The organism is Citrobacter sp. Awk 2, from assembly GCF_028069815.1.
In the GTDB taxonomy this organism is placed as follows: domain Bacteria; phylum Pseudomonadota; class Gammaproteobacteria; order Enterobacterales; family Enterobacteriaceae; genus Citrobacter.
Map to the genome: position 1 here is coordinate 76,119 of NZ_JANEWL010000002.1, position 25,678 is coordinate 101,796.

Sequence of the window (25,678 nt, forward strand, 5' to 3'; positions counted from 1 at the left end):
GATCCGCCAACTGTGATAGCGTCTGCGGTTTTAAACGCTATATTCATGTCATGATTCACAGTTCTGTAAGCAAGAAGATTTATATACATTTTCTTTTGTGGCTTAGATCTTAAAAGGATGCCCCTGATGATTAAGTTTAGTGCAACGCTTCTCGCCACGCTGATTGCAGCCAGCGTGAATGCCGCGACCGTCGATCTGCGCATAATGGAAACCACTGATTTGCATAGCAATATGATGGATTTCGATTATTACAAAGATACGGCGACTGAAAAATTCGGCCTGGTGAGGACGGCGAGTCTGATTAATGCAGCACGCAGCGAAGTCAAAAACAGCGTGCTGGTTGATAACGGCGATCTGATTCAGGGCAGCCCGCTTGGGGATTACATGGCTGCCAAAGGGCTTAAAGCGGGTGAAACACATCCGGTATATAAGGCGCTCAACACGCTGGACTACGCAGTCGGCAACCTTGGTAATCATGAATTTAACTACGGCCTCGACTATCTGCACAATGCCCTCGCTGGCGCGAAATTCCCCTACGTTAACGCCAATATTATCGATGTTAAAACCCAAAAGCCGCTGTTCACCCCTTATCTGATTAAAGACACTGACGTCGTCGACAAAGAGGGGAATAAGCAGACGCTGAAGATAGGTTACATCGGCTTTGTGCCCCCACAGATCATGACCTGGGATAAAGCCAACCTCAGCGGTAAAGTGACCGTGAACGACATCACCGAAACCGCACGTAAATATATTCCGCAGATGCGGGAAAAAGGCGCGGATGTAGTAGTAGTGATTGCTCACTCCGGTCTTTCTGCCGACCCGTATCAGACCATGGCGGAAAACTCCGTTTATTACCTCAGCGAAGTGCCGGGCGTGGACGCCATTATGTTTGGCCATGCTCATGCCGTCTTCCCGGGGAAAGATTTTGCCAACATCAAAGGAGCTGATATCGCGAAAGGCACGCTCAATGGCATACCTGCAGTCATGCCGGGCATGTGGGGCGATCACCTGGGCGTGGTAGATTTGGTACTGAATAACGATAGCGGTAAATGGCAGGTCAGCCAGGCGAAAGCCGAGGCACGCCCCATTTATGACGCCGCGGCGAAAAAATCACTGGCAGCTGAAGACAAAAAAATCGTTGAGATCCTGAAAGCCGATCATGACGCCACCCGTGAGTTTGTCAGCAAACCGATCGGTAAATCCGCCGACAATATGTACAGCTACCTGGCGCTGGTACAGGATGACCCCACCGTACAGGTGGTGAATAACGCCCAGAAAGCCTATGTGGAACACTTTATTCAGGGCGATCCGGACCTGGCAAAATTGCCGGTACTTTCCGCCGCCGCGCCGTTTAAGGTCGGTGGACGCAAGAACGATCCGGCAAGCTTTGTGGAAGTCGAAAAAGGCCAGCTAACCTTCCGTAATGCCGCTGATTTGTATCTCTATCCCAACACCCTGGTGGTCGTAAAAGCCAGCGGTAAAGAGGTTAAAGAGTGGCTGGAATGTTCCGCCGGCCAGTTTAATCAGATAGATGTTCACAGCAACAAGCCGCAGTCGCTGATTAACTGGGATGGGTTCCGTACCTATAACTTTGACGTCATTGACGGCGTGGATTATCAGATTGATGTTTCACAGCCGGCCCGTTACGACGGCGAGTGCCAGACCATAAACCCGCAAGCGGAACGTATTAAAAACCTGACCTTTAACGGCAAACCTATCGATCCTGATGCAACCTTCCTCGTCGCAACCAACAACTATCGTGCCTATGGTGGTAAGTTCGCCGGAACCGGAGACAGCCACATCGCCTTTGCGTCGCCGGATGAAAACCGCGCGGTGCTGGCTGCATGGATAAGCGCTCAAACGAAGAGCGCCGGTGAAATCCACCCGGCGGCAGATAACAACTGGCGTCTGGCACCGATTCACAGCGATAAGAAACTGGATATTCGATTTGAAACGTCACCGTCCGATAAGGCCGCGGCGTTTATCAAAGACAACGGGCAGTATCCGCTGAAGAAAGTCGCCACCGACGATATCGGCTTTGCGATTTATCAGTTGGATTTGAGTAAGTAATTTTCGTGCCGGATGCGACGCAATAGCGTCTTATCCGGCCTACAAAATACGCCGCCTACCCATCACGCCGCCCGCTCGTCCCGCTGCGCCAAAACCTGCGGTAAATTCATTTCAATCCAGTCGGCCAGTGCCGCAACTTTATCGCTCACCTGCTCACCCAACGGGGTCAGGCTATACTCCACATGCGGCGGGACGACCGGATACGATACCCGGTTGATAAACCCGTCCTGCTCCAGCGCCTGCAGTGATTGCGCCAGCATCTTTTCGCTGACGCCGCCCATTTTGCGACGTAAATCGCTGAACCGGTGCGTACCGTCACGCAGCGCCACCAGAATCAATACGCCCCAGCGACTGGTGACGTGTTTTAACACCTCGCGAGAGGGACACTGCTCGGCAAACAAATTGCCGTCGCGCAATTGTTGAGAAAGCGTCGAAGCTGTCATCTCTATACTTACCTTTTTGTACGTACTTACTAAAAGTAAGTTTAGGTGTTAGCGTGTTTAAACACAAGACCAATACCAAGGAGTTCCCCATGATTGCGATTACCGGCGCCACTGGCCAACTGGGCCAACACGTTATTGAAAGCCTGTTGAAAACCGTACCTGCCAGCCAGATAGTGGCGATTGTACGCAACCCTGCTAAAGCGGCAGCACTGAGTCAGCAAGGCATCATCGTTCGCCAGGCGGATTACACCGACGAAGCCGCCTTTACGACGGCTTTGCAGGGTATCGACAAGCTGCTTCTGATCTCGTCGAGCGAAGTCGGACAACGTACTCCGCAGCATCGCAACGTGATTAACGCGGCGAAAGCTGCCCACGTGAAATTTATCGCCTATACCAGCCTGCTTCACGCCAACACCTCCCCGCTGGGGCTGGCTGATGAGCATGTGGCAACCGAGAAGATGCTGGCAGACTCCGGCATTGCCTACGCGTTGTTACGTAACGGCTGGTACACCGAAAACTATCTGGCGAGTGCGCCAGCGGCACTGGAGCACGGCGTGTTTATTGGGGCTGCAGGAGAAGGCAAAATCGCCTCAGCGACCCGCGCCGACTATGCCGCAGCCGCCGCGCGCGTTATCAGCGAAGACGGTCACGCTGGTAAAATCTACGAACTGGCAGGCGATGAGGGCTGGACGCTGAGCCAACTGGCCGCTGAGCTGGCCAAACAGAGTGGTAAAAAGGTGGTGTATCAGAACCTGAGTGAAGCCGATTTTGCCGCCGCGCTAAAAGGTTTTGGTCTGCCTGCCGGACTGGCGGACATGCTGGCCGATTCTGACGTCGGTGCCTCCAAAGGCGGGCTCTTTGACGACAGCCATACGCTGAGCAAACTGATTGGCCGCCCAACCACCTCGTTGGCGGACAGCGTCAAAGGTATCGTGTAAGTGTTAAAAATCGGTTAATTGTGGTGGCATCCTCACGCATCCTCTCTGATAATGACAAGATGATGCGTGGGGAGAGATAACGTGCAAGGTGTACCTGAGCAGTTTTGTGATGAGAAAGACAGCGCCCGCTTTCGCCATCTGGCGCAGGTGCCAGGCGTTGAACTGTATCATGCGCACATCTCCCGTTATGCGTTTGAGCCGCACACCCATGAAGCTTTCGGCATTGGCGCGATTGAAGCCGGTGCCGAGCGTTTTCGCTACCGTGGCACGCAATATGTAGCGCCTGCCCACTCCGTTGTCACCATGAACCCCGATGAACTGCACACCGGTGAAGCTGAAACCGCCGACGGCTGGCGCTACCGGATGATCTACCTTGAGCCCGATCTTCTGGAAGAGGTCACCGGCGTTCGTCACTGGTGGTTCCATGACGTTACCCGTCACGATCCGCTGCGCTCGCATCAGATTTGTTCATTGATCCACGGTCTGTGGAACACCGAAGATCCGCTGGCGCAAAAGGGATTGCTGCTCGATCTGATCGATACATTCCAGCCGCTGGCTCGCCATGCACCGGTATTACCGGAGGGGGCACATCGCTTCGAACGCGTGCGTGAATACCTGCACGATAACTACATGAACCCTGTGACACTCGATGAGCTGGCTCGCGTGGCGTCACTCAGTCCCTGGCATTTTCAGCGCCAGTTCAAGTCTCATTTTCACGTCACACCGCATCAGATGCTGATGGCGATCCGCCTGTGGCGAGCCAAAGGTTTTCTGACCTACGGTATGCCTGCCGCAGATGTGGCCGCCGCCACCGGACTGACCGACCAATCGCACCTCACCCGCGCCTTTACCCATCGCTATGGCATTACGCCGGTACGCTATCAGAAGCAGGTTTATTCGCGCTAATGCGCAATCTCATACAATACAGTGATGTTTTCCCTGCCTACACTCAGCGCTATGTTTAATGATGTGGATGTCAAAAATGATTAGCGGTGTGTTGTATGCCCTGCTGGCCGGGCTGATGTGGGGATTAATTTTTGTCGGCCCCTTGCTCGTACCGGAATACCCGGCGGTATTACAGTCGATGGGGCGTTATCTGGCATTGGGGCTAATCGCACTACCGTTGGCCTGGCTGGGTCGCGGGCGTCTGCGTCAGTTGACGCGTAAAGACTGGATAACGGCGCTGGCGTTAACCCTGATGGGCAACCTGATTTATTACGTTTGTCTGGCCAGCGCCATTCAGCGCACCGGCGCGCCGGTTTCAACCATGATCATCGGCACATTACCGGTCGTGATCCCGGTCTTCGCCAACCTGCTTTATAGCCAACGCGACGGCAAATTATCGTGGTGGCGCCTGGCTCCTGCGCTGGTACTGATCGGCATGGGCCTGCTGTGCGTGAATATCTCTGAGCTCAGTCAGGGGTTGCCTGATTTTAGCGGCTGGCGATATGGTTCAGGCATCGCTCTGGCGCTGATCTCCGTGGTGTGCTGGGCCTGGTACGCGCTACGCAATGCCCGCTGGCTGCGGGAAAACCCGGATAAGCATCCAATGATGTGGGCAACAGCTCAGGCGCTGGTGACGCTTCCGGTTTCGCTGCTGGGGTACATCGCAGCCTGCCTGTGGCTGCGTGGACAAACACCGGAATTCTCGCTGCCCTTTGGCCCGCGACCGGACGTGTTTATCGGCCTGATGATCGCCATTGCGATATTGTGCTCGTGGGTTGGCGCACTGTGCTGGAACGTCGCCAGTCAGAAGTTGCCGACGGTGATCCTCGGACCGCTGATTGTCTTTGAAACACTGGCGGGTCTGTTATACACCTTTATGCTGCGTCAGGAGATGCCGCCATTGCTGACGCTAAGCGGTATTGCGCTGCTGGTAATAGGCGTGGTAATTGCGGTGCGGTCAAAACCGCAGAAACCGGCGGTAGTGCCGGTTTCAGGGGATGCCTGATGGCGCTGCGCTTATCAGGCCTACAAGGACTGTACGATCTCATGTAGGCCGGATAAGGCGTTTACGCCGCCGTCCGGCGCGACACTTTAAACACCGCCACCGTCTGATTCAGTCTGGCCGCCTGCTCTTCGAGCGCGGCAGCTGCAGAGGCAGACTCTTCCACCAGCGAGGCGTTTTGCTGTGTCACACGATCCATTTCGGCAACGGCCTGCCCGACTTGATCGATACCCCGACTCTGCTCATCGGACGCCGACGCAATTTCGCTCATAATATCGGTAACCTGAGTGACGGCACTGACAATTTCCGCCATCGTCTCACCCGCTTCATGCACCAGTGCCGTACCGGCATTGACCCGATTCCCTGAGTCATCAATCAGCGCCTTAATCTCTTTCGCCGCTTGAGCGCTACGCTGCGCCAGCGTGCGCACTTCACCTGCCACCACGGCAAAACCGCGCCCCTGTTCACCCGCACGCGCCGCTTCTACCGCCGCATTCAATGCCAGAATATTCGTCTGGAAAGCAATACCGTCGATAACCGTGGTAATTTGCGCAATTTTGCTGGAACTGGTGGCGATTTCATCCATCGTACGCACCACGCCGTCGACCACGGTTCCGCCTTTCTGCGCCGTCTGCGAGGCATTTTTTGCAAGGCTGGTCGCCTGTCGCGCATTGTCCGCATTCTGTTTTACGGTGGCCGTGAGCTGTTCCATACTGGCAGCCGTTTCTTCCAGAGAAGCAGCCTGCTGTTCAGTACGCGAAGAGAGATCGTTACTGCCTGCGGCAATTTCACCCGCACCGGTATAGATAGTATCCGCACCGTCACGTACCACGCTAACCGTATTAGCCAGCGCCTGCTGCATATCACGGACGTTCTGTGCCAATAGCGCCATTTCGTTACTGCCATCGGCGGTAATAGTGTGGGTCAGATCACCTGAAGCGATATGGCGAATATGTCCCATCACTTCGTGGAGTGGTTTCAGCAGGACACGCTGCATGGCAATCCAACTGACGATAATGACGGTCAACACAATCAACAGTACGGCGGACAACAACCAGATAATTTTCTGGTAATCATTTTCGTTATCCCGTACTCCCTCATTCGCCAGTGCGGCTTGTGCGGCACGCCACTCCTGATAAACCTCCTGCATGGCTGTCTGCTTTTGCTCGGCATTCTGTTTGAACATGTCTTCCAGTTTGCCTTCAGCCAGCAGCGCGTTCATTTTTGCAAGCGCAGTAGAATAGATACCGTACTGTTCTTCCAGTCGGTCTGCCAGACTTTCATCCAGACCCGGCGTTTCCGGCAGCGCGTAGTATTTATCGTAATGCTCTTTTGCGTCTGCCAGCAGGCGATTCGCCGTGTTCACTAACTCCGTCAACTGTCCGCCATTAATTTCGCTCGCCATCGTCCCTTGCAAACGCAGCATGCCCCGATTGAGCGTGACACGAGCCTGGTTCAGGCTAATCCATGCATCGGTAAACTCCGCCACGTTCTGGCTGGAAAGTTGAGAAACGTTAAAGTTTTCCTTGTCGTTTTTAAGCGCGCCAATAAAAACGCCTGCGGAAATGAGCTGCATCGCGCCCAGGGCGAGTAACACGGTGATAAGTAAGGTTATCACTTTGATTCGTTTGAACATCTGTTGCCTTTTAATTATGCAGGTATTGTCTGAGGTCTAACTATCGGCAGCAGCGTCGGCTTATTTAATCTTGCGGCGTAGCTTTTTTCACCGCGTTACCCCTTTTCAATAAGATTCAGCATGTTAAAGAGACAAGAATTTTTCGTGACAGTCATCACAAAATCCTCTGCCTCGAAAGGGTTATATCCTTCCTCATAAGTTGCATTTAAAATACATCTTATATTATTGAGAATGAGGTAACGGCTATGTCTTATCGCGATCAACCTTTAGGTGAACTGGCGCTCTCTATTCCTCGCGCGTCGGCACTGTTTCGTAAATACGATATGGATTACTGCTGCGGCGGTAAGCAAACGCTGGCACGCGCTGCCGCACGTAAAGAGCTGGATGTGGAAGCTATCGAAGCGCAGCTCGCTCAGTTGGCTGAGCAGCCGCTGGAAAAAGACTGGCGCACCGTGGCACTGGCAGAAATCATCGACCATATCGTCATTCGTTATCATGACCGCCACCGCGAACAGCTGCCGGAGCTGATCCTGCAGGCCACTAAAGTTGAACGTGTACATGCCGACAAGCCGAGCGTACCGCGTGGTCTGGCGAAGAACCTGACGATGCTGCATGAAGAGCTGTCAAGCCACATGATGAAAGAAGAGCAAATTCTGTTCCCAATGATCAAACAGGGAATGGGGAGTCAGGCGATGGGACCAATCAGCGTGATGGAAAGCGAACATGACGAGGCCGGCGAACTGGTAGAAGTGATCAAGCACATCACCAACAACGTAACGCCGCCGCCAGAAGCCTGCACCACATGGAAAGCAATGTATAACGGCATTAACGAGATGATCGACGACCTGATGGAACACATCAGCCTGGAAAACAATGTGTTGTTCCCGCGTGCGTTAGCCGGGGAGTAACCTTTTGCCCGGTGGCGGCTTCGCCTTACCGGGCCTACAACGACCTTGAACGTAGGCCTGATAAGCGCAGCGCATCAGGCAATCCCGACGGCATAAACGCCTTATCCGGCCTACATCTCACTGCTTAGCGATTAACGCGTACCTGCCATACGTTTCTTACCGATAAACAACCAGCCCAGACCCAGCGCGATAAACCACAGCGGCGTGACGATCAGCGCCTGACGGGTATCCTCTTCCAGCGTCAGCAGCACCAGTACGAAGACGAAGAACGCCATACATACCCAGCACATCAGCTTGCCTAACGGCATCTTGTAGATCGATTTCTCATGCAGGTGTGGACGCTGTTTGCGATACACCAGATAAGAGCAAAGAATGATGGTCCAGACAAACATAAACAGGATTGCCGACACGGTGGTGATCATGGTGAACGCACCGATTACGCTCGGATTCACGTACAGCATTACCACGCCGCCCAACAGGCAGATACAGGAGAAGGTCAAGCCTTTCGCCGGCACCGCACGTTTAGACAGCTTAGCAAACGCTTTTGGCGCAACACCTTCCTGAGCCAGACCAAACAGCATACGGCTGGTAGAGAACACGCCGCTGTTTGCGGAAGAGGCCGCTGATGTCAGCACCACAAAGTTAATCAGGCTCGCCGCCGCTGGCAGACCTACCAGCACAAACAGTTCAACGAATGGGCTCTTAGTGGGAACCACCGAGCTCCACGGCGTCACGGACATAATCACGATCAGCGCGAAAACGTAGAACATGATGATACGGATTGGAATCGAGTTAATCGCGCGCGGCAGAGACTTTTCCGGATCTTTAGTTTCTGCAGCCGTCGTACCCACCAGTTCAATACCAACAAACGCGAAGACTGCTATCTGGAAGCCCGCAAAGAAGCCACTCAGACCTTTCGGGAACCATCCACCGTCATTCCACAGATGAGTAAACGAAGCCTGAACGCCGGTTGGCGACTGGAAGTGCGTCAGTACCATCACCAGACCGACGACAATCAGGCCGACAATGGCGACGATTTTGATCATCGCAAACCAGAACTCCATCTCACCAAACATTTTCACCGTGGCGAGGTTAAGAGCCAGCAACAGAATGATCACCGCCAGCGATGCCACCCAGTCTGACAGTCCGGGGAACCAGAATTGCGCATACGCCGTAATCGCAACGACATCTGCCATCCCGGTAACCACCCAGCAGAACCAGTAGGTCCAGCCGGTAAAATACCCGGCCCAGGGCCCGAGCAGGTCGGAGGCGAAATCACTAAAGGATTTGTATTCGAGATTCGAGAGCAGCAATTCTCCCATTGCCCGCATCACGAAAAACAGCATAAAACCGATGATCATATAGACAAAAATGATCGACGGCCCGGCGAGGCTGATGGTTTTCCCAGAGCCCATAAACAGGCCGGTACCAATAGCGCCACCAATTGCAATAAGTTGAATATGACGGTTTGTAAGATTGCGCCGTAGCGACTGTTCAGACGAAGCCTCTTCAACGGCATCGACTTTTACCTGATCTACCATGTTTTTTCTTCCTGTACCTGTCTGTGTTGTTCAGGCTCTACGGCCTTTAGTGTGTCTATGATACGACGATCCTGTTGGCAGGACTCATCGATATTAGGTAAGAATCGGCGGGATGAATACTAAGATTTAGATATAATGTTAATTTTATGTTTAAAGTGAGTGTCATATCACTCTGATAGCGAGAATCAGTTCACAAAAATACACGCAATAACATCATTTGCAAGATAAAATATCGACATCGGCATAACAATAGCTTTTCACGCTATTTTGTTGCTCCCCCCTGCGTCGGGGGGAACAGAAATTACTGCTTACAGGATTTCAAGCAGCTCAACTTCAAATACCAGCGTGCTGAACGGAGGAATGGACGCGCCAGCGCCACGCTCACCGTAAGCCAGTTCCTGAGGAATAGTCAGTTCCCATTTGGAACCTACCGGCATCAGGGTCAGTGCTTCAATCCAGCCAGGGATCACGCCGTTAACCGGGAATTCAGCTGGTTCACCACGCGCAACAGAGCTGTCAAACACGGTACCGTCGATCAGTTTACCGGTATAATGCACGCGTACGTGGTCGGTACGTGCCGGGATAGAACCTTCACCCTGAGTCAACACACGGAACTGCAGACCGGATTCAGTGCTATTCACACCTTCTTTCTCACGGTTTTCTTCCAGATATTTGACGCCATCAGCCGCCATAGCCTGGAAACGCTCGCGACGTACGGCATCAGCACGTTCGTGAATTTCACGCAGCGCACGGTGCACAACATCAACAGGCACTGCCGGGTGTTTACCTTCCAGCGCATCAGCGATACCCGCTACCAGCGCTTCAGGCAACAGCCCTTCCAGACCGGATTCGCTCAGCTGCTGTCCTACCTGCAAACCAATGCCGTAGCTTGCTTGCGCTTCGATAGTGTCAAAAGTCGGGGTAGCCATCATATTTCCTTTCATCGGATGTAAAGTAGCGGGCAGCATATCAGCCATGCCGCATCCGGTAAAACTTTGTCTCGGGAACAGATGACAAATCGCGAGGAAAAAGAAACAATGCTATTGCCCGCATCAATGTCACGAAAGCGGGTACCTGAACAAGTATCATAGAGTTAGCGATCTATACTCTATGACAGAGGAACGAGACGCGGAGCAGGAGGAAAGCCATGCCCGGGCGCTTTGAATTAAAACCAACCCTGGCGAAAATCTGGCATGCACCGGACAATTTTCGCATTATGGACCCGCTACCGCCTATGCATCGCCGTGGCATTATTGCTGCTGCCATCGTGCTGGTGATAGGTTTCCTGCTCCCTTCCAATGACACCAACGATACCCCGGTGGTCACGCGTAATGCACAGCTGGATTTGCAGTCGCAGTCCCAGCCGCCAACTGAAGCACAGCTTCAGGCACAGTTGGTCGCACCACAAAATGATCCCGGCCAGGTGGCTCCCGTTGCGCCGGAACCCATCCAGGAAGGCGATCCCGATACACAGCCACAGAGCCAGCAATCACAGTCTCAGACACAGCCCTTTCAGCAGAATAGTGGTATTGAGCAGCAGTGGCGTACCTACCGCGTAGACTCAGGGAAAACGCTGGCGCAGGTCTTCCGGGACCATAACCTTCCGCCAACAGATGTGTACGCAATGGCGCAAGTGGAAGGTGCCGGAAAGCCACTGAGCAATTTGAAAGACGGCCAGATGATCCAAATCAGGCAGAATGCTAACGGGGTGGTGACCGGGTTAACCATTGATAGCGGAAATGGTCAGCAGGTGTTGTTTACCCGCCAGCCCAACGGCAGCTTTATTCGCGCCCGTTAGTTAAATGTACTGATTGCCGGGTGGCGGCTTCGCCTTACCCGGCTTACGCCCCCCGCAATTGTAGGCCTGAGAAGCAGTAGCGCCATCAGGCGTTACCGCTTCACCTTATTCACCCACCAAATCCCCGAACAGACCAGCACCAGCGCCACCGCATATTTCCATTCGAGAATGTTCTCACCGAGGAAAATTGACGACAGCACCGCCCCTGAAACCGGGATCAGGAAGTTAAACGGCGCGATCATTCCTACGCGGTTGTACTTGAGCAAAATGCTCCACAACGCGAAGGCCACCGATGAAAGCAACGTCAGGTAACCCAGAATAGCCACTGAAGCAGATCCATGTACGGTCAGTGTCCCGCCAAAAGCATAGCCGCCAATAACCAACGCCAGACCGCCCATCCCCAGTTGGTAACCTGTCATGACCGTTGGGTCTACCGTCTGAGAAATGCGCTTACCGTACAGCGTGGCCGCAGAGAGAATAAAGGCCGCCATCACGACTGAACCGTCCCCTAACAGGCTGAAACTAAAATCCATTCCGCTGTTGAAGTTCACCACCATCACGCCGGTAAAACCCAGAATACAACCCAGCGCTTTGTTGTAGCTTAGTTTGTCGTTTTGATAGATAAAATGGGCCAGAAGCACGCTAAAGAATGTACCGGTAGCGTTCATGATTGACCCCTTTACACCTGTCGTGAATGCCAGACCGATATAAAAGAAAATGTATTGCAGCGAGGTTTGCGTCAACCCAAGCAGCGTAAGCTGGCCAAACTGACGTGGGCTTAACCTGCCAATTGGTTTACGTTGCACCATCGCCAGCAGCAACAGCAATAATCCCGCAAACAGGAAACGATATCCGGCAAAGACAATTTTTGACGGAATATCATCCGTGGCAATCTGGAAGATCTCGTATCCGCTTTTTATCGCTGGATAAGCGCTCCCCCACAACAGGCAACAGAAGGCTGCGCCCAGGTAGACAACATTTTTACGCGCGAACAGAGGTTGGTGCGTTGGTTCCATTCCATCACCACTTTGAAATAATGTTTTATTTTTATGATTATCCCGAAAAGGACAAAGAATAGCCAGAGCGAAAAACAGGAGGGTAGAAAAGCAAAACGCCGGCACAAGGCCGGCGCTTTTACGCGGTCATCAGAATAAAAACTTATTCTGCAACTACGTTTACAGTCAGCTTAGCAAACACTTCGCTGTGAACCTGGAAGCTCACTTCGTGCTCACCAGTGGTACGCAGAACGCCGTTCGGCAGACGAACTTCGCTCTTAGCAACGTCAACGCCAGCTGCAGTTACAGCGTCAGCGATGTCGCGAGTACCGATGGAACCGAACAGTTTACCTTCGTCGCCAGCTTTAGACGCGATGGTTACGGTTTCCAGTGCATTGATTTTCTCAGCACGAGCTTCAGCAGCGGCCAGAACGTCAGCCAGTTTGGCTTCCAGTTCAGCGCGACGCGCTTCGAAAAATTCAACGTTTTTCTTGGTAGCAGGAACAGCTTTACCCTGTGGTACCAGGAAGTTACGAGCATAGCCCGCTTTAACGTTAACCTGATCACCCAGGCTACCCAGGTTTGCTACTTTATCAAGCAGAATAACTTGCATTACCTTATCCTCTCAAAGTCGTATTAATGGACCGTGACCGATTACTGATGACGATCAGTGTACGGCAGCAGGGACAGGTAGCGAGCGCGTTTGATAGCGCGAGCCAGCTGACGCTGGTATTTTGCACGGGTACCGGTGATACGGCTTGGGACAATCTTACCGCTTTCGGTGATGTAGTTTTTCAGCGTAGCGATATCTTTATAGTCGATCTCTTGAACGCCTTCCGCGGTGAAACGGCAGAACTTGCGACGACGGAAATAACGTGCCATATGGCTAGTCTCCAGAATCTATCAATTCAATCTGCTCGGCATGCAGAACCATTTTGCTCAGGCCGTTCTTTGCCTTATGGCAAGAGATGAACCCCTGAACGGTCACTGCGCTACCGACCGTTATACTGTGAGTAATGGCCTGGTTTTCGTGTCCGCTAATAATAACGGGCATTTGGCACCACGCCTGCCGGTGAAAGCCGGCTTCCTCCTGCACAGAACGATGCTCAAGCACGAACTGGCAATGAGGAATTCCTGATGGACTGACCTTTCGAAGGGGAGCCCTGCACACAGTGCCGGACAGCGCCAGACGGTTGGTCATCAGAAATTACTCTTCAGAATCCCCAGCTTCAGCATCATCTGCGGTTTCGTTAGCGAAATCATCGCGACGTTCACGACGCTCGTCTTTCGCTTTAACCATCGGAGATGCTTCGGTAACAGCGTGTTTAGTACGCATAACCATGCTGCGGATAACGGCATCGTTGAAGCGGAAGGTAGTTTCCAGCTCATCGATCACTTCCTGCGGCGCTTCAACGTTCATCAGAACGTAGTGAGCTTTGTGCAGTTTGTTGATCGGGTAAGCCAGCTGACGGCGGCCCCAGTCTTCCAGACGGTGGATCGTGCCTTCTGCACCAGTGATGGCAGCAGTGTAGCGTTCGATCATACCCGGAACCTGTTCGCTCTGGTCAGGATGGACCATAAAAACGATTTCGTAATGACGCATCGAATTGCTCCTTACGGATTATTCAGCCTCCTGTCTGGGTCAGCCGAGGCCCATGGAGGCAAGGAACGTGTTAAAGGTCGGCTGAAAAATGACGCGTCATAATACTGGGGTCAGCAGGTAAACTCAAGGCGCTTGTACGATTATTTATCATGTCGCCATTAATACATATCCAGCAGCATTTTGACGCTGATGCAAATGGAGACAATCACAATCATGGGTCGGATGACTTTCTTGCCACGCGTCAGTACGACCGTCGCGCCAAGACGTGCGCCGAGGGACTGCCCGGCAAACATCACCAGCCCCAGCGACCAGATCATTTTACCGCCGAAAATGAAAAACAAAATCGAGGCGATGTTCGACGCCAGGTTAATAAAGTTAGAGTGAATTTGCGCCTTATCGATGCTGTATCCCCACAACAGGATATAGCTGAGCGTATAAAAGGAGCCGGCCCCAGCGCCGAGAAATCCATCATAAAAACCAATACAACCACCACCGATCAACGAAAAGAGAAACAGGGAGACTTTTTGCTTTCTCTTCGGCTCGCTGAGATTAGGCGCAAAAATAAAGTAGATAGCGACAGCAATAATCAGTACCGGCAGCAGTTTTCTCAGCAGTTCAGGCTCAATGAACTGAATAAGCGTCGTACCTAACGCCGAACCAATAAAAGCAGATAAGAACACAGACTTATGTTCCTGTACGTTGATGTGTCCCCGGCGTAAAAAGTAAATCCCAGAGGTCAGCGAACTGCCCAACGCCTGAATCTTATTGGTTGCTAGCGCGTTAGCCGGGGGTAAACCGGAAATCAGTAATGCGCCAATAGAGAGAAACCCGCCGCCGCCAGACACCACGTTAATAAAGCCAGCCACCAGCGCGACCATAAACATAATCACAAAGTAGCTGAAATCCATGAATGAAGTATCCATAAGTTTTTGCCTTATAATCATAAAGTTATGTTGATTATTCAGCCCACTATAAACGGCGTACTCCTCTGGTAAAATTGACAATTTGGTAAGAGTTTATGCCTGGGAAACAGGTATTTTTTATCGCAGCGGTAGATATCAGCTGACTGTTAATTAAAGGAAAGATGGCAATGCGGTAATTTTTTGAACAACTGCATCAGAAATGGTCGCTATCGACTACGTTGGTTGCGGTTAAAATTACATCAGAAGCTAACGACTCACAGGAGACAAGCAACCAAAGACCGCAGTCGAGGAGGTACATATGCGAGCCCGTGTTTTGACCCTTCTGGCTGTGCTTTTGCTGAGCGCAAATGCAATGGCAGCCATCAAAATTGACAATCATCAGGCCAGAAATATGGATGATGTACAGAGCTTAGGCGTAATTTACATAAATCATAACTTCGCCACTGAAAGTGAAGCCACTCAAGCTCTGAACGAAGAGACAGATGCGCAAGGCGCAACTTACTACCACGAGATCCTCATCAGAGAACCCGGTAGTAACGGCAACATACACGCCAGCGCAGACATTTATCGCTAGCACCCGGAAATAACCAACGAGAACATTGCCACAGTTTGACTTGCCCCCTTTATTGGGGGCTTTTTTTGCATGAAGGCGTTACCCCGAGCGGATCGGTTACACACACCCAGAAGTGTACGTAGCCCGGGGCAACGTTTCACTTCTGCCCGTAATAAGCATCGGGTCCATGCTTACGCATAAAATGCTTATTCATCAGATAATCGTCGATGGGGTTTAGCGCCGGATTAATGCCACGCGCAATCCACGCCATTCTTGCCACCTCTTCCATCACCACCGCGTTATGCACCGCCTCGTGAGCATCTTTGCCCCAGGCAAACGGGCCATGCTGATACACGACGACGCCTGGCGTATGCAGTGGCGCAGCGTCTCCCAGTGTTTCAATGATGACCTTACCGGTATTCAACTCATATTCGTCCTGCACTTCTGCTTCGTTTAACGCCCTGGTACAGGGAATATCGCCAAAGAAGTAATCTGCATGCGTTGTGCCAAGCGCCGGAATGGACTGCCCCGCTTGCGCCCACGCTGTGGCATGAGTTGAGTGGGTATGCACCACGCCGCCAAGCGACGGATAACGGCAGTACAGCGCCAGATGCGTGGCCGTGTCAGATGAAGGGCGATAGCGCCCTTCAACCACGTTTCCGTCCAAATCTACCACCACCATGTCGTCGACCTGCATGGTTTCGTAGGCAACACCGCTAGGTTTAATCACCACCAGCCCATGTTCACGATTGATGGCGCTGACGTTGCCCCAGGTAAAGGTCACCAGCCCGTAGCGTGGAAGATCCATGTTAGCTGCAAAAACCTGCTGCTTGAGCTCTTGTATCATGTTGCCTCCATCAGACCGGCACTGGCCATCCGCGCTTTCACCCAATCGCGCGCCTTTGCCACTTCTAGCACGGGGTTCTCCGCCGTTTCACTCCACATTTCAATCAGGTATGGTCCGCAATACCCACTCTGCTTGAGCGTCTCGAAACAGCGTTCGAAATCAACAACCCCTTCACCGAAGGGGACATTTTTAAAGATACCCGGCCGGGTATCTTTCACATGCACCGCCACGATATGCCCAACACCCGCCTGCAGTTCCATCTGTACGTCATTATCCCACGCCGACAAATTGCCAATGTCAGGATAGAGCTGGAACCACGGATTATTGAGGTAGTGGGCATAGCCCAGCGCCTTACTGATCGAATTCATCAACGGATAATCCATGATCTCCATCGCCAGTGTGACCTGTGCGCGACTCGCCATCTCGACACTTTCCTTTAGGCCATCGCGAAAACGGCGACGCGTTTCGTTGTTGGCTTGCTGATAGTAGACGTCATACCCAGCTAACTGAATAACGCGAATGCCGATATCTTGTGCAAACCGAATCGCTTTACGCATAATCTCAAGCCCCTGCTCGCGTACCGCATCATCTTCACTACCCAGCGGGAAACGACGGTGGGCGCTCAGGCACATAGAGGGGACACGCACACCGGTTTCGGCAATAGCGGTGACCAGCGTCAGACGCTGTTCGCGGCTCCAGTCAAGCCGCGACAGGCGCGCGTCGGTTTCATCAACCGACATTTCAACAAAGTCAAAACCCAACTCCTTTGCCAGGCGTAGGCGCGCCAGCCAACACTCCCCGGCGGGGAGCGCTTTTTCATAGATGCCAAGTGGGATCTGTTTTGACAACATGTCCGCTCCTTATCCCCACAGTTGGGCAATGGAACGTTTGAACTGACGCGCAGCCTCCACCGGAGAGGCGGCGTCGCGGATGCTGCGACCAGCAATAAAGACATGAATCGGAATCCCCTGGAACAGCGGCAGGTCTTCCAGCGCCAGCCCCCCGGTAACGGTGACCTTGAAGCCCATATCAGACAGACGTTTGATGGCACTGATATCCGCCTCCCCCCATGCCACACCGGCCTCCTGCGCATCGCGGCTGCGGTGATATACCACCTGCCCAATACCCGCTTCGCGCCACTCTCGTGCTTGTTCCCACGTCCAATAGCCAGTCAGTTCAATCTGTACGTCGCCGTTAAACTCGTGCGCCACTTCCAGCGCACCTTTGGCAGTGTTGATATCTGCACAGCAAATCACAGTGACCCAGTCGGCATTGGCTTCAAAGCACATACGCGACAGGATTTTTCCCGCATCGGCAATTTTGGCATCCGCCAGCACAATTTTATGTGGATAGAGCGCCTTCAGATCACGTACGGCGCGTACGCCTTCAGCAACACAAAGGATGGTGCCGACCTCAATAATATCCACCTCTTCGGCAATCAGCCGCGTCGTTTCATACGCAGAAGCCATTGATTGGTTATCCAGCGCAACCTGCAACATAGGTAATGACATTTTATTGTTCCTTTAAACAGCCGCCGCAGTGGCGTTATCAATTAAATCCAGCACTTCCTGCGCGGTGCGGCAGGCGCGTAAACGGTCAAAATTGGCTTCATCATCAAACAGGTTAACGATCTGCATGATGCCGACTTCCTGATGCGTATTAGCATCAACCGCCGCCATTGTGATCAGGATGTCGACCGGGTCATTATCTTCATGGTTGAACACTAACGGTGTTTTCAGCGTGACCAACGCAAAACCGGTTTTTTTAACCCCCTCTTCAGGGCGCCCATGCGGCATAGCCAGCCCAGGGGCAATCACAAAATAAGGACCGTGCTGTGCAACCCCGTCGAGAATAGCCTGGTAGTAGCGTGGCTCGACCACATCAGCCTTAACCAGCAGATCCACGCCCAGCTTTACCGCGTCCTGCCAGTTACTGGCGTCAGCCTGTAAAAGGATGGCGTTATTGTCCGCCAGCGAATCTCGTAGTTTCATATTCCGTGTCCTTACTTCACGTCCTGCGGAAAGTGTTCTTTAATCACTTCCAGCAGTTTTGGACCAAAATCAGCGGGAGACAGCATGTTGCGCACCCCTACAACATACTTATTGCCAGAAACGGTAATTTCGCCGGCGATGTGGGTAGAGGCGATGATGATGTCCGCGCCGCTCAGTTCACTTTTGTACTCACCCACTGCACAGCTATTCACCGTGTGGTCAATATTTGACTGAGTTAAAAACTGATCCACCTTCATTTTCATGATCATGGAACTGCCCTGTCCGTTGCCACATACAGCCAGAATACGTACGGTCATAATCGGAACTCCTTATTAAGCAGACTGTTCTGCCAGTTGTTTTTCTGCGTCTTCCTCAGCGCGCAACGTGCGACCTGCGAAAAACATATAAGCCAGTGCAATCAGAATAATGACGGCCATAAAAATCAGTCCGATAGAGGCAAACCCTTGCATCATGGGTGGAGCCAGAATCGACCAGTCAGCCATTCCCATCCAGGCGCTCATACCGGTGAGTTTTACCGCCCAGACACAGCCAAATATTTCGATCATGCCCATCACCAGACAAATCTTGAGCGCCGCTCGCCAGCCGCCAAAATGGTTAGCAAATACGCCGATAGTGGCGTTAGAGAAGAACATTGGAATAAAGCCGGGAATAATCAGAATGGAAGAGCCGAGGCCTACCAGAATGCCAACAGCAATCAGTTGACCAATGGTGCCCCACATAAAACCCCAGACCACAGCGTTTGGGGCAAAGCTGTATATCGCCGCACAGTCAATCGCCAGTACTGCCCCAGGAATCAAACGTTGAGAAATACCGTTGAACGCTTCTGAAAGTTCAGCAACGAACATACGTACACCCTGGGTGATGATGAAAATGGCAACAGCGAACGAGAAACCAGTTTGCAGGATATACACCGTCCAGTGCGTTTTTCCCGCCATCGCCTGGACCACATCAATACCAAAAGAGAGCAGAATTGCGCCGAAGAAAAGAGTCATCACTATCGCGGTCGATACGATGTTGTCATGGAAGATATTCAGCCAGCCCGGCAGTTTAAGGTCTTCGACACTCTCTTCTTTCTTACCGAGATAGGGGGCAATTTTGTAAGCAATCCAGGAGGCGAACTGCTGCTGGTGACCAATGGAGAAGCCACAGCCATCGGTCACTTCTTGCGTCGGCTTATACATCATGTTGGAGGTAATACCCCAATAGAGCGACACCAGTACCGCCGTACAGATAATGGTGGTCCACATCGGGTAACCAAAGATATACAGAGAAACCGCAATCAGCCCCGCCTGTTGGAACATGATGTGTCCGGTCAACATGATGGTACGGATACCGGTAATACGTCGAAGAAGTACGTAACAAATATTCAGCGCCAGCGCTAACAGCACCGCATACCCCACCCAGCTATAGGCATCCCCCATGCGTTCAATGGTTGCCATCATTGAGGCATAGGTATCTGAAATTGCCCCATTGATGCCATAGACCTCAGACATCTTAGCCACTACCGGTTTGAACGTGCTGGTCAGGATGCCGGACCCTGCCTGCAGCAACATAAAGCCGATGATCGTTTTGATCGTGCCTTTGATAATGACGCTGACACTTTTACGCAGCAAGATGTAGCCGAGACAGGTCACAATCCCCAGCAGCAGTGGGGCGTTAGTCATAACCTGATTAAAAAAGACGGTAAAGATGTTGTAGAGGATCTCCATAACGATCTCCAGTAGACGAAGTTGCTGAACATTCATTACAGATGCCCAGGATGTTGTGCCCCCACTCTAGTTTTCAAAAGTAATCACAACAAGATTGAATTTGATTAAATGTGATGCAGTACGCAAATAATTCTCTCACTGTAAGAAAGGTCTTGTTCGTTATTCAGCAGTAAAAAAATAACCTCTGATAAAACAAATAAATACAATTAAACACTGATACAAAAACAACTTATAACCCTGTGAATCCTCCCCATTTCTTGCGGTGACATAAAAAATCAGCACATTGCCTTCTTGATAAAATGATGTCAGTATCAATCAAATTAAATCACGTTATGATTCGATATGAATAAACATGAGGGTAAATGCGATGAGTAAAGTAAAAAGTATCACGCGTGAATCATGGATCCTGAACACATTCCCGGAATGGGGAAGTTGGCTAAATGAAGAGATCGAGCAGGAACAGGTTGCGCCGGGCACCTTTGCGATGTGGTGGCTTGGCTGTACTGGAATTTGGCTGAAGTCGGAAGGCGGGACGAACGTCTGCGTCGATTTCTGGTGCGGCACTGGTAAACAAAGCCACGGCAATCCACTGATGAAAACCGGCCACCAAATGCAGCGCATGGCGGGTGTAAAGAAACTACAACCCAATCTGCGCACTACGCCGTTTGTCCTTGATCCATTTGCTATTCGTCAGATCGATGCGGTTCTTGCTACGCACGATCATAACGATCACATTGATGTGAATATCGCCGCTGCCATCATGCAGAACTGTGCTGACAATGTCCCGTTTATCGGACCACAAACCTGTGTCGATCTGTGGATAGGTTGGGGCGTACCACAAGAGCGCTGTATTGTGGTAAAACCAGGTGATGTTGTTAAGATGAAAGATATTGAAATTCATGCGCTTGACGCGTTCGACCGTACTGCGTTAATCACCCTGCCAGCCGACCAAAAAGCCGCAGGCGTTCTGCCAGATGGCATGGATGCACGCGCGGTCAACTATCTGTTCAAGACTCCGGGCGGCACGTTGTACCACAGCGGCGACTCCCACTACTCAAACTACTACGCCAAGCACGGAAATGAGCATCAGATCGACGTCGCACTCGGCTCCTACGGTGAAAACCCGCGTGGGATTACGGACAAGATGACCAGTTCCGACATACTGCGTATGGCGGAATCCTTGAATACAAAAGTGGTGATCCCTTTCCATCATGATATTTGGTCAAACTTCCAGGCTGATCCACAGGAGATCCGCGTCCTGTGGGACATGAAAAAAGACCGCCTGAAGTATAATTTCAAACCGTTTATCTGGCAGGTCGGCGGCAAGTTCACCTGGCCACTGGATAAAGATAACTTCGAATATCACTATCCACGCGGCTTTGATGACTGCTTTACGATTGAGCCGGATTTACCGTTTAAATCCTTCCTGTGATCCACACAAAATGCCGGTTTCTCCCGGCATTTTTTCCCATTTACTTAGTATTTCCAGGCTATTTCAAATATCATCTTTTCAAATCAATTTGTATCGGAATAGCTCATGACTGAAGCACAAAGACATCAAATATTGCTGGATATGCTGGCGCAATTGGGCTTTGTTACCGTTGAGAACGTAATTGAGCGCCTGGGGATTTCACCGGCCACAGCACGCAGGGATATCAACAAGCTCGACGAAAGCGGCAAACTCAAGAAAGTCCGTAACGGCGCAGAAGCCATTACCCAACAGCGCCCACGCTGGACACCGATGAATCTGCACCAGGCACAGAATCACGATGAAAAAGTTCGCATTGCCAAAGCGGCATCCCAGTTAGTGAATGCAGGCGAAAGCGTGGTGATCAACTGCGGATCAACCGCCTTCCTGCTCGGACGCGAAATGTGTGGCAAACCCGTGCAGATCATCACGAATTATCTGCCGCTGGCAAACTATCTGATCGACCAGGAGCATGAAAGCGTGATCATCATGGGAGGGCAATACAACAAGAGCCAATCCATCACTCTTAGCCCGCAGGGCAGCGAAAATAGCCTGTATGCCGGACACTGGATGTTTACGAGTGGTAAAGGACTGACCGCAGATGGACTGTATAAAACCGATATGCTGACGGCGATGGCAGAGCAAAAGATGCTCAACGTGGTCGGCAAACTGGTGGTGCTGGTCGATAGCAGTAAAGTTGGAGAACGTGCGGGAATGTTGTTCAGCCGTGCCGATCAAATCGATATGCTGATTACCGGCAAAAATGCTAACCCTGAGATCCTGGAACAACTTGAAGCTCAGGGCGTGAACATTTTACGGGTTTAGAGGTGCTGGCGGAAAAACGATACTGTCGCAGCGAGCGCTTCTGGCGTGATGCGGTGTCGGACACCCGCTTCCCACAGGCAGGTTAGATTGTTATCCAGACCTGCCTGAATTAACGCCTGCTGCAAACGGAACGTTTCCACAGCCGGAACCACATCGTCATCCTGGCCATGCCACAACAGTAATGGTCTGTCGGCCAGACGTTGCAACTGATGTGTAACATCCCACTCGGCCAGTGGGGCGATAATCTTATCAAATTCCGCCTGCTGTTCTGGCGTCTGAACCACTACGGGGGGGAAAAGCGTTTGTGCAAGCCGGGTAAAATACCCCGAACCCATCAGGCTCGCTGCACATTTTACGTCAGGATGACGCGCCATAATGCCCAGAGCCGTCATTGCCCCCATTGAGGCTCCTCCGACGGCAAGACGTTCATCTGATAGCCAATTTTCTGCCACCAGCGCCGCACGTAACGTCGCAAACTCCTGCATATTTTGCTGCAAAATCTGCCAGAAGCGATACATTCTCCCCTGAGCGTCACTCGTCGAGCGTGCGCCATGATCGGGCGCATCTGGCATCACGACCCGGAATCCGGCCTGTGCCAGAGCAACGGCAAAATAGCTGTAGACCAGACTTGAAGAGGTAAACCCGTGATAGAAGATAATACAAGGGAGTGAGCACTCGCGTTTACCCGCAGGAACGGCGTGCAGGACAGGGATACCAGCCAGCTGGCGTGTTTCAATTTCTATCATTTGTCGCCTCTTTTTTTCTGGTATGCCATGGAGAAATACTTAACGCAAGTGAATGTGTTCAGCAATGATTCATAATGTTGAGAACTGGGTTACGCTTTCGCAACATTTTCATTCGAAAATCGCGTGAGAGATAACAATTCGGGAACATTCCCCTAAAGGGAATTTAATAAGGCACTACACTATGGCTATCAGGAAACGAGATAGAGTTATGCGTCGGTTTGCCTCTTTGTTGCTGGTGACGTTTTTAAGCGCCTGTAGCGTATTACAGGGTACACCACAACCTGCACCGCCCGTAGCCGACCACCCGCAAGAAATCCGCCGCGACCAGAGCAACGGGTTGCAGCGAATAGGGACAGTCAATGCGCTGGTAAGAGGCTCTCCAGATGATGCGCTGGCAGAGATCCGTGCCAAAGCCGTCGCGGCTAAAGCTGATTATTACGTTGTCTTATTAGTTGATGAGACCGTAGTGACAGGCCAATGGTATTCACAAGCTATTTTGTATCGTAAATAACATTGGGTTGAAATTTAGTCAGCTTTACATTGCTTTGCGCCCCTATGCGTTTACCTGTGCACAATAAACCAACAGCAGGGAGCTTGAGGTTTATTATCGCGATGGAATGCCCTGCCATGTGTAGGGGTACGAATAATGGAGCTGACGATGAAACAATCACTTGCCTTATCCTCACTGCTGCTTTCTGCCGGACTGGTAGGTACAACGGCGCAGTCTGCCGAGTTCGCCAGTGCTGACTGCGTAACAGGCCTGAACGAAATTGGCCTGATATCAGTCAGTAACATTGCAGGAAACCCGCAGGATGTAGAACGCGTTGTGGCGTTAAAAGCGGATGAACAAGGTGCCTCCTGGTACCGGATTATTCAGATGTATGAAGAACAGCAGCCAGATAACTGGCGCGTACAGGCCATACTTTATGCATAACAGATTGCCGGATGGCGTAAACGTATCCTGCCGGTATTGAACGTAGGCAGGATACGACGCGACAGCATCGCCATCTGGCATAGTCTTACCGTATTCCTCCCGTCGCCCGCAGTAGCAAATCACTCTGCACCTGTGCAGACAACTGTTTTACACCACGCGTATCCAACATCATCTGACACCAGGCCTGCGCGACTGGCGGAGAGGCATAACGCAGTATCTGCGCGCCACACCCGAGCAGAAAAAGCTGCTGCGTAATCTCCCTCGCCAACGCCTCACTGGGCTTACGCAGGTGTTGCTGTAACTGACGCACCATCCGATCGTAATGACGATCTTGCCCTTTTACTTCGGCAAAAGCCTCACTGAGCATATCGTACATGCCGGGTTGTTTCGTCAGTACCCGCAATACATCAAGACACATGATGTTGCCGGAGCCTTCCCAGATACTGTTTACCGGCATTTCACGGTACAAACGCGGCAACTCACTCTCCTCGCAATAGCCAATTCCGCCCAGCACTTCCATCGCCTCGGCAACAAACGGCATGCCATTTTTGCAGATGGCAAATTTCGCTGCGGGTGTGAATAATCTGGCCCACAGGGCTTCTTTCGCATCGGTGCGGCGATCCCAGGCTCGCGCCAGCCGAAACAGTAATGCGGTCTGCCCTTCCAACTGCAATGCCATTCGGCTTAGTACCTGACGCATCATCGGTTGTTCGATCAAAGGTTTACCAAATACCTGCCGCTGATGTGCATGATAAATCGCCACGGAAAAAGCACGTCGCATCATGCTGTGACTACCCAGCGCGCAGTCGAAACGCGTCATACCGCCCATTTTCAGGATGTGGCGAATACCTTCCCCTTCCTCGCCCAGCAGCCAGCCGATAGCATCCTGAAACTCGACCTCGCAACTGGCATTAGAACGGTTACCGAGCTTATCTTTCAGGCGTTCAAGGCGGATGGCGTTGCGTCGACCATCAGGTAAGAATCGCGGTACAAAGAAGCAGGATAAGCCCCCCCTTGTCTGCGCCAGTACCAAATGCGCATCGCTTTGCGGCACGGAGAAAAACCATTTATGTCCCACCAGGCGATATGAGCCATCTGCAAGACGTTCAGCCTGAGTGGTATTGCTCAGCACATCTGAACCCCCTTGCTTCTCCGTCATTCCCATACCAATCAGCACCCCACGCTTTTGTCCACCGGGCAGCAAATGTGAGTCATAGCGATCGCTGCGCAGAGGGGTAAACCAATCATGAAATTGTGAAGGTAGCATCTGCAGTAACAGCGGCGTGGCGGCAAAGGTCATGGTTATCGGGCACAAGGTGCCCGCCTCCACCTGCGCATGCAGCATAAAACGTGCAGCCCGGGCAACAAACGTGCCCTGCCTGGCCTCCTCTTCCCAGGCCAGGTTATGCACGCGGTTTGCGCACAATCCCTGCATCAGTAAATGCCAGGCGGGATGAAACCGCACATCATCCAGTCGTTGCCCTTGCGGATCGTAACGCAATAATTCGGGGGGAAAGGCATTGGCCAGGCGGCCCAACTCAAGCGATTCCGCGGTCCCTAATTGCTGGCCAATACTGGCGAGAAGATCGCTGTCCCAGCCCGCGCCTTCGCGAGCAACGGCTTCACACAATGCGCCATCGGACAGGTATAAGTTGCTGTTATTGAGCGGTACAGGTTGGTTAAAAACGGTATGCGTTTGCCAGTGCATTGTGTCTCCCTCCGTCAATGGCCGTCGCCATAAGTATGGTCAGTCAGAGAAGAGGATGCCTGGGATAAAGGTC

The 25,678-nt window shown here is 52.0% G+C and carries 29 protein-coding genes; 11 read left to right on the forward strand and 18 right to left on the reverse strand.

Annotated elements, in window-relative coordinates:
• The first annotated feature begins 126 nt into the window (after positions 1-126).
• Positions 127-2,070 (forward strand): bifunctional 2',3'-cyclic-nucleotide 2'-phosphodiesterase/3'-nucleotidase, encoded by a 1,944-nt coding sequence (locus tag NNO02_RS01120; RefSeq protein ID WP_271454064.1) that lies wholly within the window; start codon positions 127-129, stop codon positions 2,068-2,070.
• 62 nt (positions 2,071-2,132) lie between these two features.
• Here NNO02_RS01120 and NNO02_RS01125 read toward each other — a convergent pair whose 3' ends face one another.
• A complete protein-coding gene (locus NNO02_RS01125; RefSeq protein ID WP_271440294.1) occupies positions 2,133-2,513 on the reverse strand; it encodes a winged helix-turn-helix transcriptional regulator in 381 nt (126 codons plus the stop codon).
• An 89-nt stretch (positions 2,514-2,602) separates the two neighbouring features.
• Between NNO02_RS01125 and NNO02_RS01130 the strand changes: the two genes are divergently transcribed.
• From NNO02_RS01130 to NNO02_RS01140, 3 genes are all read left to right on the forward strand, one after another.
• Positions 2,603-3,451 carry an SDR family oxidoreductase gene (locus NNO02_RS01130; RefSeq protein WP_271454065.1) on the forward strand — a complete coding sequence of 283 codons (849 nt, stop codon included), beginning with the start codon at positions 2,603-2,605 and terminating at the stop codon, positions 3,449-3,451.
• An 81-nt stretch (positions 3,452-3,532) separates the two neighbouring features.
• The gene (locus NNO02_RS01135; RefSeq protein ID WP_271454066.1) at positions 3,533-4,357 is read left to right on the forward strand and encodes an AraC family transcriptional regulator; all 825 of its coding nucleotides are present in this window, start codon (positions 3,533-3,535) and stop codon (positions 4,355-4,357) included.
• A 76-nt stretch (positions 4,358-4,433) separates the two neighbouring features.
• Complete coding sequence (locus tag NNO02_RS01140; RefSeq protein ID WP_271454087.1) at positions 4,434-5,402, forward strand: DMT family transporter; 969 nt, start codon at positions 4,434-4,436, stop codon at positions 5,400-5,402.
• Positions 5,403-5,463: 61 nt separating this feature from the next.
• On the opposite strand, the gene NNO02_RS01145 is transcribed toward NNO02_RS01140, so the two are convergent.
• Entirely contained in the window at positions 5,464-7,035 is a 1,572-nt protein-coding gene (locus NNO02_RS01145; RefSeq protein WP_271440291.1) for a methyl-accepting chemotaxis protein, read from the reverse strand.
• A gap of 245 nt (positions 7,036-7,280) precedes the next feature.
• On the opposite strand from NNO02_RS01145, the gene ytfE reads away from it, so the two are divergent.
• Positions 7,281-7,943, forward strand: a complete 663-nt coding sequence (gene ytfE / locus NNO02_RS01150; RefSeq protein WP_137383984.1) for an iron-sulfur cluster repair protein YtfE — start codon at positions 7,281-7,283, stop codon at positions 7,941-7,943.
• A 131-nt stretch (positions 7,944-8,074) separates the two neighbouring features.
• On the opposite strand, the gene cycA is transcribed toward ytfE, so the two are convergent.
• The gene (gene cycA, locus NNO02_RS01155) at positions 8,075-9,484 is read right to left on the reverse strand and encodes a D-serine/D-alanine/glycine transporter (protein ID WP_137383985.1); all 1,410 of its coding nucleotides are present in this window, start codon (positions 9,482-9,484) and stop codon (positions 8,075-8,077) included.
• A gap of 308 nt (positions 9,485-9,792) precedes the next feature.
• The gene (gene fklB / locus NNO02_RS01160) at positions 9,793-10,413 is read right to left on the reverse strand and encodes an FKBP-type peptidyl-prolyl cis-trans isomerase (protein ID WP_170974407.1); all 621 of its coding nucleotides are present in this window, start codon (positions 10,411-10,413) and stop codon (positions 9,793-9,795) included.
• A 218-nt stretch (positions 10,414-10,631) separates the two neighbouring features.
• Here fklB and NNO02_RS01165 point away from each other — a divergent pair, with 218 nt between their 5' ends.
• Complete coding sequence (locus NNO02_RS01165; RefSeq protein ID WP_271440289.1) at positions 10,632-11,282, forward strand: OapA family protein; 651 nt, start codon at positions 10,632-10,634, stop codon at positions 11,280-11,282.
• Between the two features lie 92 nt (positions 11,283-11,374).
• Here the strand turns inward: NNO02_RS01165 and NNO02_RS01170 are convergent, their stop codons facing one another.
• From NNO02_RS01170 to NNO02_RS01195, 6 genes are all read right to left on the reverse strand, one after another.
• Positions 11,375-12,298 (reverse strand): DMT family transporter, encoded by a 924-nt coding sequence (locus tag NNO02_RS01170; protein ID WP_202039798.1) that lies wholly within the window; start codon positions 12,296-12,298, stop codon positions 11,375-11,377.
• A gap of 142 nt (positions 12,299-12,440) precedes the next feature.
• Complete coding sequence (rplI, locus tag NNO02_RS01175; RefSeq protein ID WP_137383988.1) at positions 12,441-12,890, reverse strand: 50S ribosomal protein L9; 450 nt, start codon at positions 12,888-12,890, stop codon at positions 12,441-12,443.
• A 41-nt stretch (positions 12,891-12,931) separates the two neighbouring features.
• Positions 12,932-13,159: a 30S ribosomal protein S18 gene (rpsR, locus tag NNO02_RS01180; protein WP_000135199.1), complete on the reverse strand. Its 228-nt coding sequence runs from the start codon at positions 13,157-13,159 to the stop codon at positions 12,932-12,934.
• Between the two features lie 4 nt (positions 13,160-13,163).
• The gene (gene priB / locus NNO02_RS01185; RefSeq protein WP_003025674.1) at positions 13,164-13,478 is read right to left on the reverse strand and encodes a primosomal replication protein N; all 315 of its coding nucleotides are present in this window, start codon (positions 13,476-13,478) and stop codon (positions 13,164-13,166) included.
• A 6-nt stretch (positions 13,479-13,484) separates the two neighbouring features.
• Positions 13,485-13,880: a 30S ribosomal protein S6 gene (gene rpsF, locus NNO02_RS01190; protein WP_003025672.1), complete on the reverse strand. Its 396-nt coding sequence runs from the start codon at positions 13,878-13,880 to the stop codon at positions 13,485-13,487.
• Between the two features lie 158 nt (positions 13,881-14,038).
• Complete coding sequence (locus NNO02_RS01195; RefSeq protein WP_271440288.1) at positions 14,039-14,803, reverse strand: TSUP family transporter; 765 nt, start codon at positions 14,801-14,803, stop codon at positions 14,039-14,041.
• A 298-nt stretch (positions 14,804-15,101) separates the two neighbouring features.
• On the opposite strand from NNO02_RS01195, the gene yjfY reads away from it, so the two are divergent.
• A complete protein-coding gene (yjfY, locus tag NNO02_RS01200) occupies positions 15,102-15,377 on the forward strand; it encodes a DUF1471 family protein YjfY (RefSeq protein ID WP_202039800.1) in 276 nt (91 codons plus the stop codon).
• 136 nt (positions 15,378-15,513) lie between these two features.
• Here yjfY and NNO02_RS01205 read toward each other — a convergent pair whose 3' ends face one another.
• The 6 genes from NNO02_RS01205 to ulaA are packed head-to-tail and all read right to left on the reverse strand — an operon-like array spanning position 15,514 to position 19,924.
• The gene (locus NNO02_RS01205; RefSeq protein ID WP_271454088.1) at positions 15,514-16,200 is read right to left on the reverse strand and encodes an L-ribulose-5-phosphate 4-epimerase; all 687 of its coding nucleotides are present in this window, start codon (positions 16,198-16,200) and stop codon (positions 15,514-15,516) included.
• Entirely contained in the window at positions 16,200-17,054 is an 855-nt protein-coding gene (locus NNO02_RS01210) for an L-ribulose-5-phosphate 3-epimerase (RefSeq protein WP_271440287.1), read from the reverse strand. The genes NNO02_RS01205 and NNO02_RS01210 overlap by 1 nt, the downstream gene beginning before the upstream one ends.
• Before the next feature lie 9 nt (positions 17,055-17,063).
• On the reverse strand, positions 17,064-17,714 hold the full coding sequence (locus NNO02_RS01215) for a 3-keto-L-gulonate-6-phosphate decarboxylase UlaD (RefSeq protein WP_271454067.1): 651 nt from the start codon (positions 17,712-17,714) through the stop codon (positions 17,064-17,066).
• A 12-nt stretch (positions 17,715-17,726) separates the two neighbouring features.
• The gene (ulaC, locus tag NNO02_RS01220; RefSeq protein WP_271440285.1) at positions 17,727-18,194 is read right to left on the reverse strand and encodes a PTS ascorbate transporter subunit IIA; all 468 of its coding nucleotides are present in this window, start codon (positions 18,192-18,194) and stop codon (positions 17,727-17,729) included.
• A gap of 11 nt (positions 18,195-18,205) precedes the next feature.
• Positions 18,206-18,511, reverse strand: coding sequence for a PTS ascorbate transporter subunit IIB (gene ulaB, locus NNO02_RS01225; RefSeq protein ID WP_045439008.1), 306 nt, complete (start codon positions 18,509-18,511; stop codon positions 18,206-18,208).
• Between the two features lie 15 nt (positions 18,512-18,526).
• Positions 18,527-19,924, reverse strand: coding sequence for a PTS ascorbate transporter subunit IIC (gene ulaA / locus NNO02_RS01230; RefSeq protein ID WP_271440340.1), 1,398 nt, complete (start codon positions 19,922-19,924; stop codon positions 18,527-18,529).
• Positions 19,925-20,291: 367 nt separating this feature from the next.
• On the opposite strand from ulaA, the gene ulaG reads away from it, so the two are divergent.
• Positions 20,292-21,356, forward strand: coding sequence for an L-ascorbate 6-phosphate lactonase (ulaG, locus tag NNO02_RS01235; RefSeq protein ID WP_271454068.1), 1,065 nt, complete (start codon positions 20,292-20,294; stop codon positions 21,354-21,356).
• A gap of 105 nt (positions 21,357-21,461) precedes the next feature.
• Positions 21,462-22,217 (forward strand): HTH-type transcriptional regulator UlaR, encoded by a 756-nt coding sequence (ulaR, locus tag NNO02_RS01240; RefSeq protein ID WP_271440283.1) that lies wholly within the window; start codon positions 21,462-21,464, stop codon positions 22,215-22,217.
• Here ulaR and yjfP read toward each other — a convergent pair.
• On the reverse strand, positions 22,214-22,963 hold the full coding sequence (gene yjfP / locus NNO02_RS01245) for an esterase (RefSeq protein ID WP_271454069.1): 750 nt from the start codon (positions 22,961-22,963) through the stop codon (positions 22,214-22,216). The genes ulaR and yjfP overlap by 4 nt on opposite strands.
• A 181-nt stretch (positions 22,964-23,144) precedes the next feature.
• Here yjfP and bsmA point away from each other — a divergent pair, with 181 nt between their 5' ends.
• Together bsmA and yjfN are read left to right on the forward strand one after the other, a co-directional pair.
• Positions 23,145-23,474, forward strand: a complete 330-nt coding sequence (gene bsmA, locus NNO02_RS01250; protein ID WP_271440281.1) for a biofilm peroxide resistance protein BsmA — start codon at positions 23,145-23,147, stop codon at positions 23,472-23,474.
• Positions 23,475-23,621: 147 nt separating this feature from the next.
• Positions 23,622-23,897: a DUF1471 family protease activator YjfN gene (gene yjfN, locus NNO02_RS01255; RefSeq protein ID WP_005134428.1), complete on the forward strand. Its 276-nt coding sequence runs from the start codon at positions 23,622-23,624 to the stop codon at positions 23,895-23,897.
• An 85-nt stretch (positions 23,898-23,982) separates the two neighbouring features.
• Here the strand turns inward: yjfN and NNO02_RS01260 are convergent, their stop codons facing one another.
• Positions 23,983-25,605, reverse strand: a complete 1,623-nt coding sequence (locus NNO02_RS01260) for an isovaleryl-CoA dehydrogenase (RefSeq protein ID WP_271454070.1) — start codon at positions 25,603-25,605, stop codon at positions 23,983-23,985.
• Positions 25,606-25,678 lie beyond the last annotated feature (73 nt).

Coding starts and splice junctions, on each gene's coding strand:
- NNO02_RS01140 (WP_271454087.1), top strand. CDS start 4,434: ATGATTAGCGGTGTGTTGTATGCCCTGCTGGCCGGGCTGATGTGGGGA.
- NNO02_RS01170 (WP_202039798.1), bottom strand. CDS start 12,298: ATGGAACCAACGCACCAACCTCTGTTCGCGCGTAAAAATGTTGTCTAC.
- NNO02_RS01130 (WP_271454065.1), top strand. CDS start 2,603: ATGATTGCGATTACCGGCGCCACTGGCCAACTGGGCCAACACGTTATT.
- NNO02_RS01120 (WP_271454064.1), top strand. CDS start 127: ATGATTAAGTTTAGTGCAACGCTTCTCGCCACGCTGATTGCAGCCAGC.
- ulaC (WP_271440285.1), bottom strand. CDS start 18,194: ATGAAACTACGAGATTCGCTGGCGGACAATAACGCCATCCTTTTACAG.
- yjfY (WP_202039800.1), top strand. CDS start 15,102: ATGCGAGCCCGTGTTTTGACCCTTCTGGCTGTGCTTTTGCTGAGCGCA.
- NNO02_RS01125 (WP_271440294.1), bottom strand. CDS start 2,513: ATGACAGCTTCGACGCTTTCTCAACAATTGCGCGACGGCAATTTGTTT.
- bsmA (WP_271440281.1), top strand. CDS start 23,145: ATGGCTATCAGGAAACGAGATAGAGTTATGCGTCGGTTTGCCTCTTTG.
- ulaB (WP_045439008.1), bottom strand. CDS start 18,511: ATGACCGTACGTATTCTGGCTGTATGTGGCAACGGACAGGGCAGTTCC.
- NNO02_RS01215 (WP_271454067.1), bottom strand. CDS start 17,714: ATGTCATTACCTATGTTGCAGGTTGCGCTGGATAACCAATCAATGGCT.
- priB (WP_003025674.1), bottom strand. CDS start 13,478: ATGACCAACCGTCTGGCGCTGTCCGGCACTGTGTGCAGGGCTCCCCTT.
- NNO02_RS01260 (WP_271454070.1), bottom strand. CDS start 25,605: ATGCACTGGCAAACGCATACCGTTTTTAACCAACCTGTACCGCTCAAT.
- NNO02_RS01165 (WP_271440289.1), top strand. CDS start 10,632: ATGCCCGGGCGCTTTGAATTAAAACCAACCCTGGCGAAAATCTGGCAT.
- NNO02_RS01145 (WP_271440291.1), bottom strand. CDS start 7,035: ATGTTCAAACGAATCAAAGTGATAACCTTACTTATCACCGTGTTACTC.
- ulaR (WP_271440283.1), top strand. CDS start 21,462: ATGACTGAAGCACAAAGACATCAAATATTGCTGGATATGCTGGCGCAA.
- cycA (WP_137383985.1), bottom strand. CDS start 9,484: ATGGTAGATCAGGTAAAAGTCGATGCCGTTGAAGAGGCTTCGTCTGAA.
- fklB (WP_170974407.1), bottom strand. CDS start 10,413: ATGGCTACCCCGACTTTTGACACTATCGAAGCGCAAGCAAGCTACGGC.
- yjfN (WP_005134428.1), top strand. CDS start 23,622: ATGAAACAATCACTTGCCTTATCCTCACTGCTGCTTTCTGCCGGACTG.
- ulaA (WP_271440340.1), bottom strand. CDS start 19,924: ATGGAGATCCTCTACAACATCTTTACCGTCTTTTTTAATCAGGTTATG.
- ytfE (WP_137383984.1), top strand. CDS start 7,281: ATGTCTTATCGCGATCAACCTTTAGGTGAACTGGCGCTCTCTATTCCT.
- rpsR (WP_000135199.1), bottom strand. CDS start 13,159: ATGGCACGTTATTTCCGTCGTCGCAAGTTCTGCCGTTTCACCGCGGAA.
- NNO02_RS01195 (WP_271440288.1), bottom strand. CDS start 14,803: ATGGATACTTCATTCATGGATTTCAGCTACTTTGTGATTATGTTTATG.
- rplI (WP_137383988.1), bottom strand. CDS start 12,890: ATGCAAGTTATTCTGCTTGATAAAGTAGCAAACCTGGGTAGCCTGGGT.
- yjfP (WP_271454069.1), bottom strand. CDS start 22,963: ATGATAGAAATTGAAACACGCCAGCTGGCTGGTATCCCTGTCCTGCAC.
- NNO02_RS01210 (WP_271440287.1), bottom strand. CDS start 17,054: ATGTTGTCAAAACAGATCCCACTTGGCATCTATGAAAAAGCGCTCCCC.
- rpsF (WP_003025672.1), bottom strand. CDS start 13,880: ATGCGTCATTACGAAATCGTTTTTATGGTCCATCCTGACCAGAGCGAA.
- ulaG (WP_271454068.1), top strand. CDS start 20,292: ATGAGTAAAGTAAAAAGTATCACGCGTGAATCATGGATCCTGAACACA.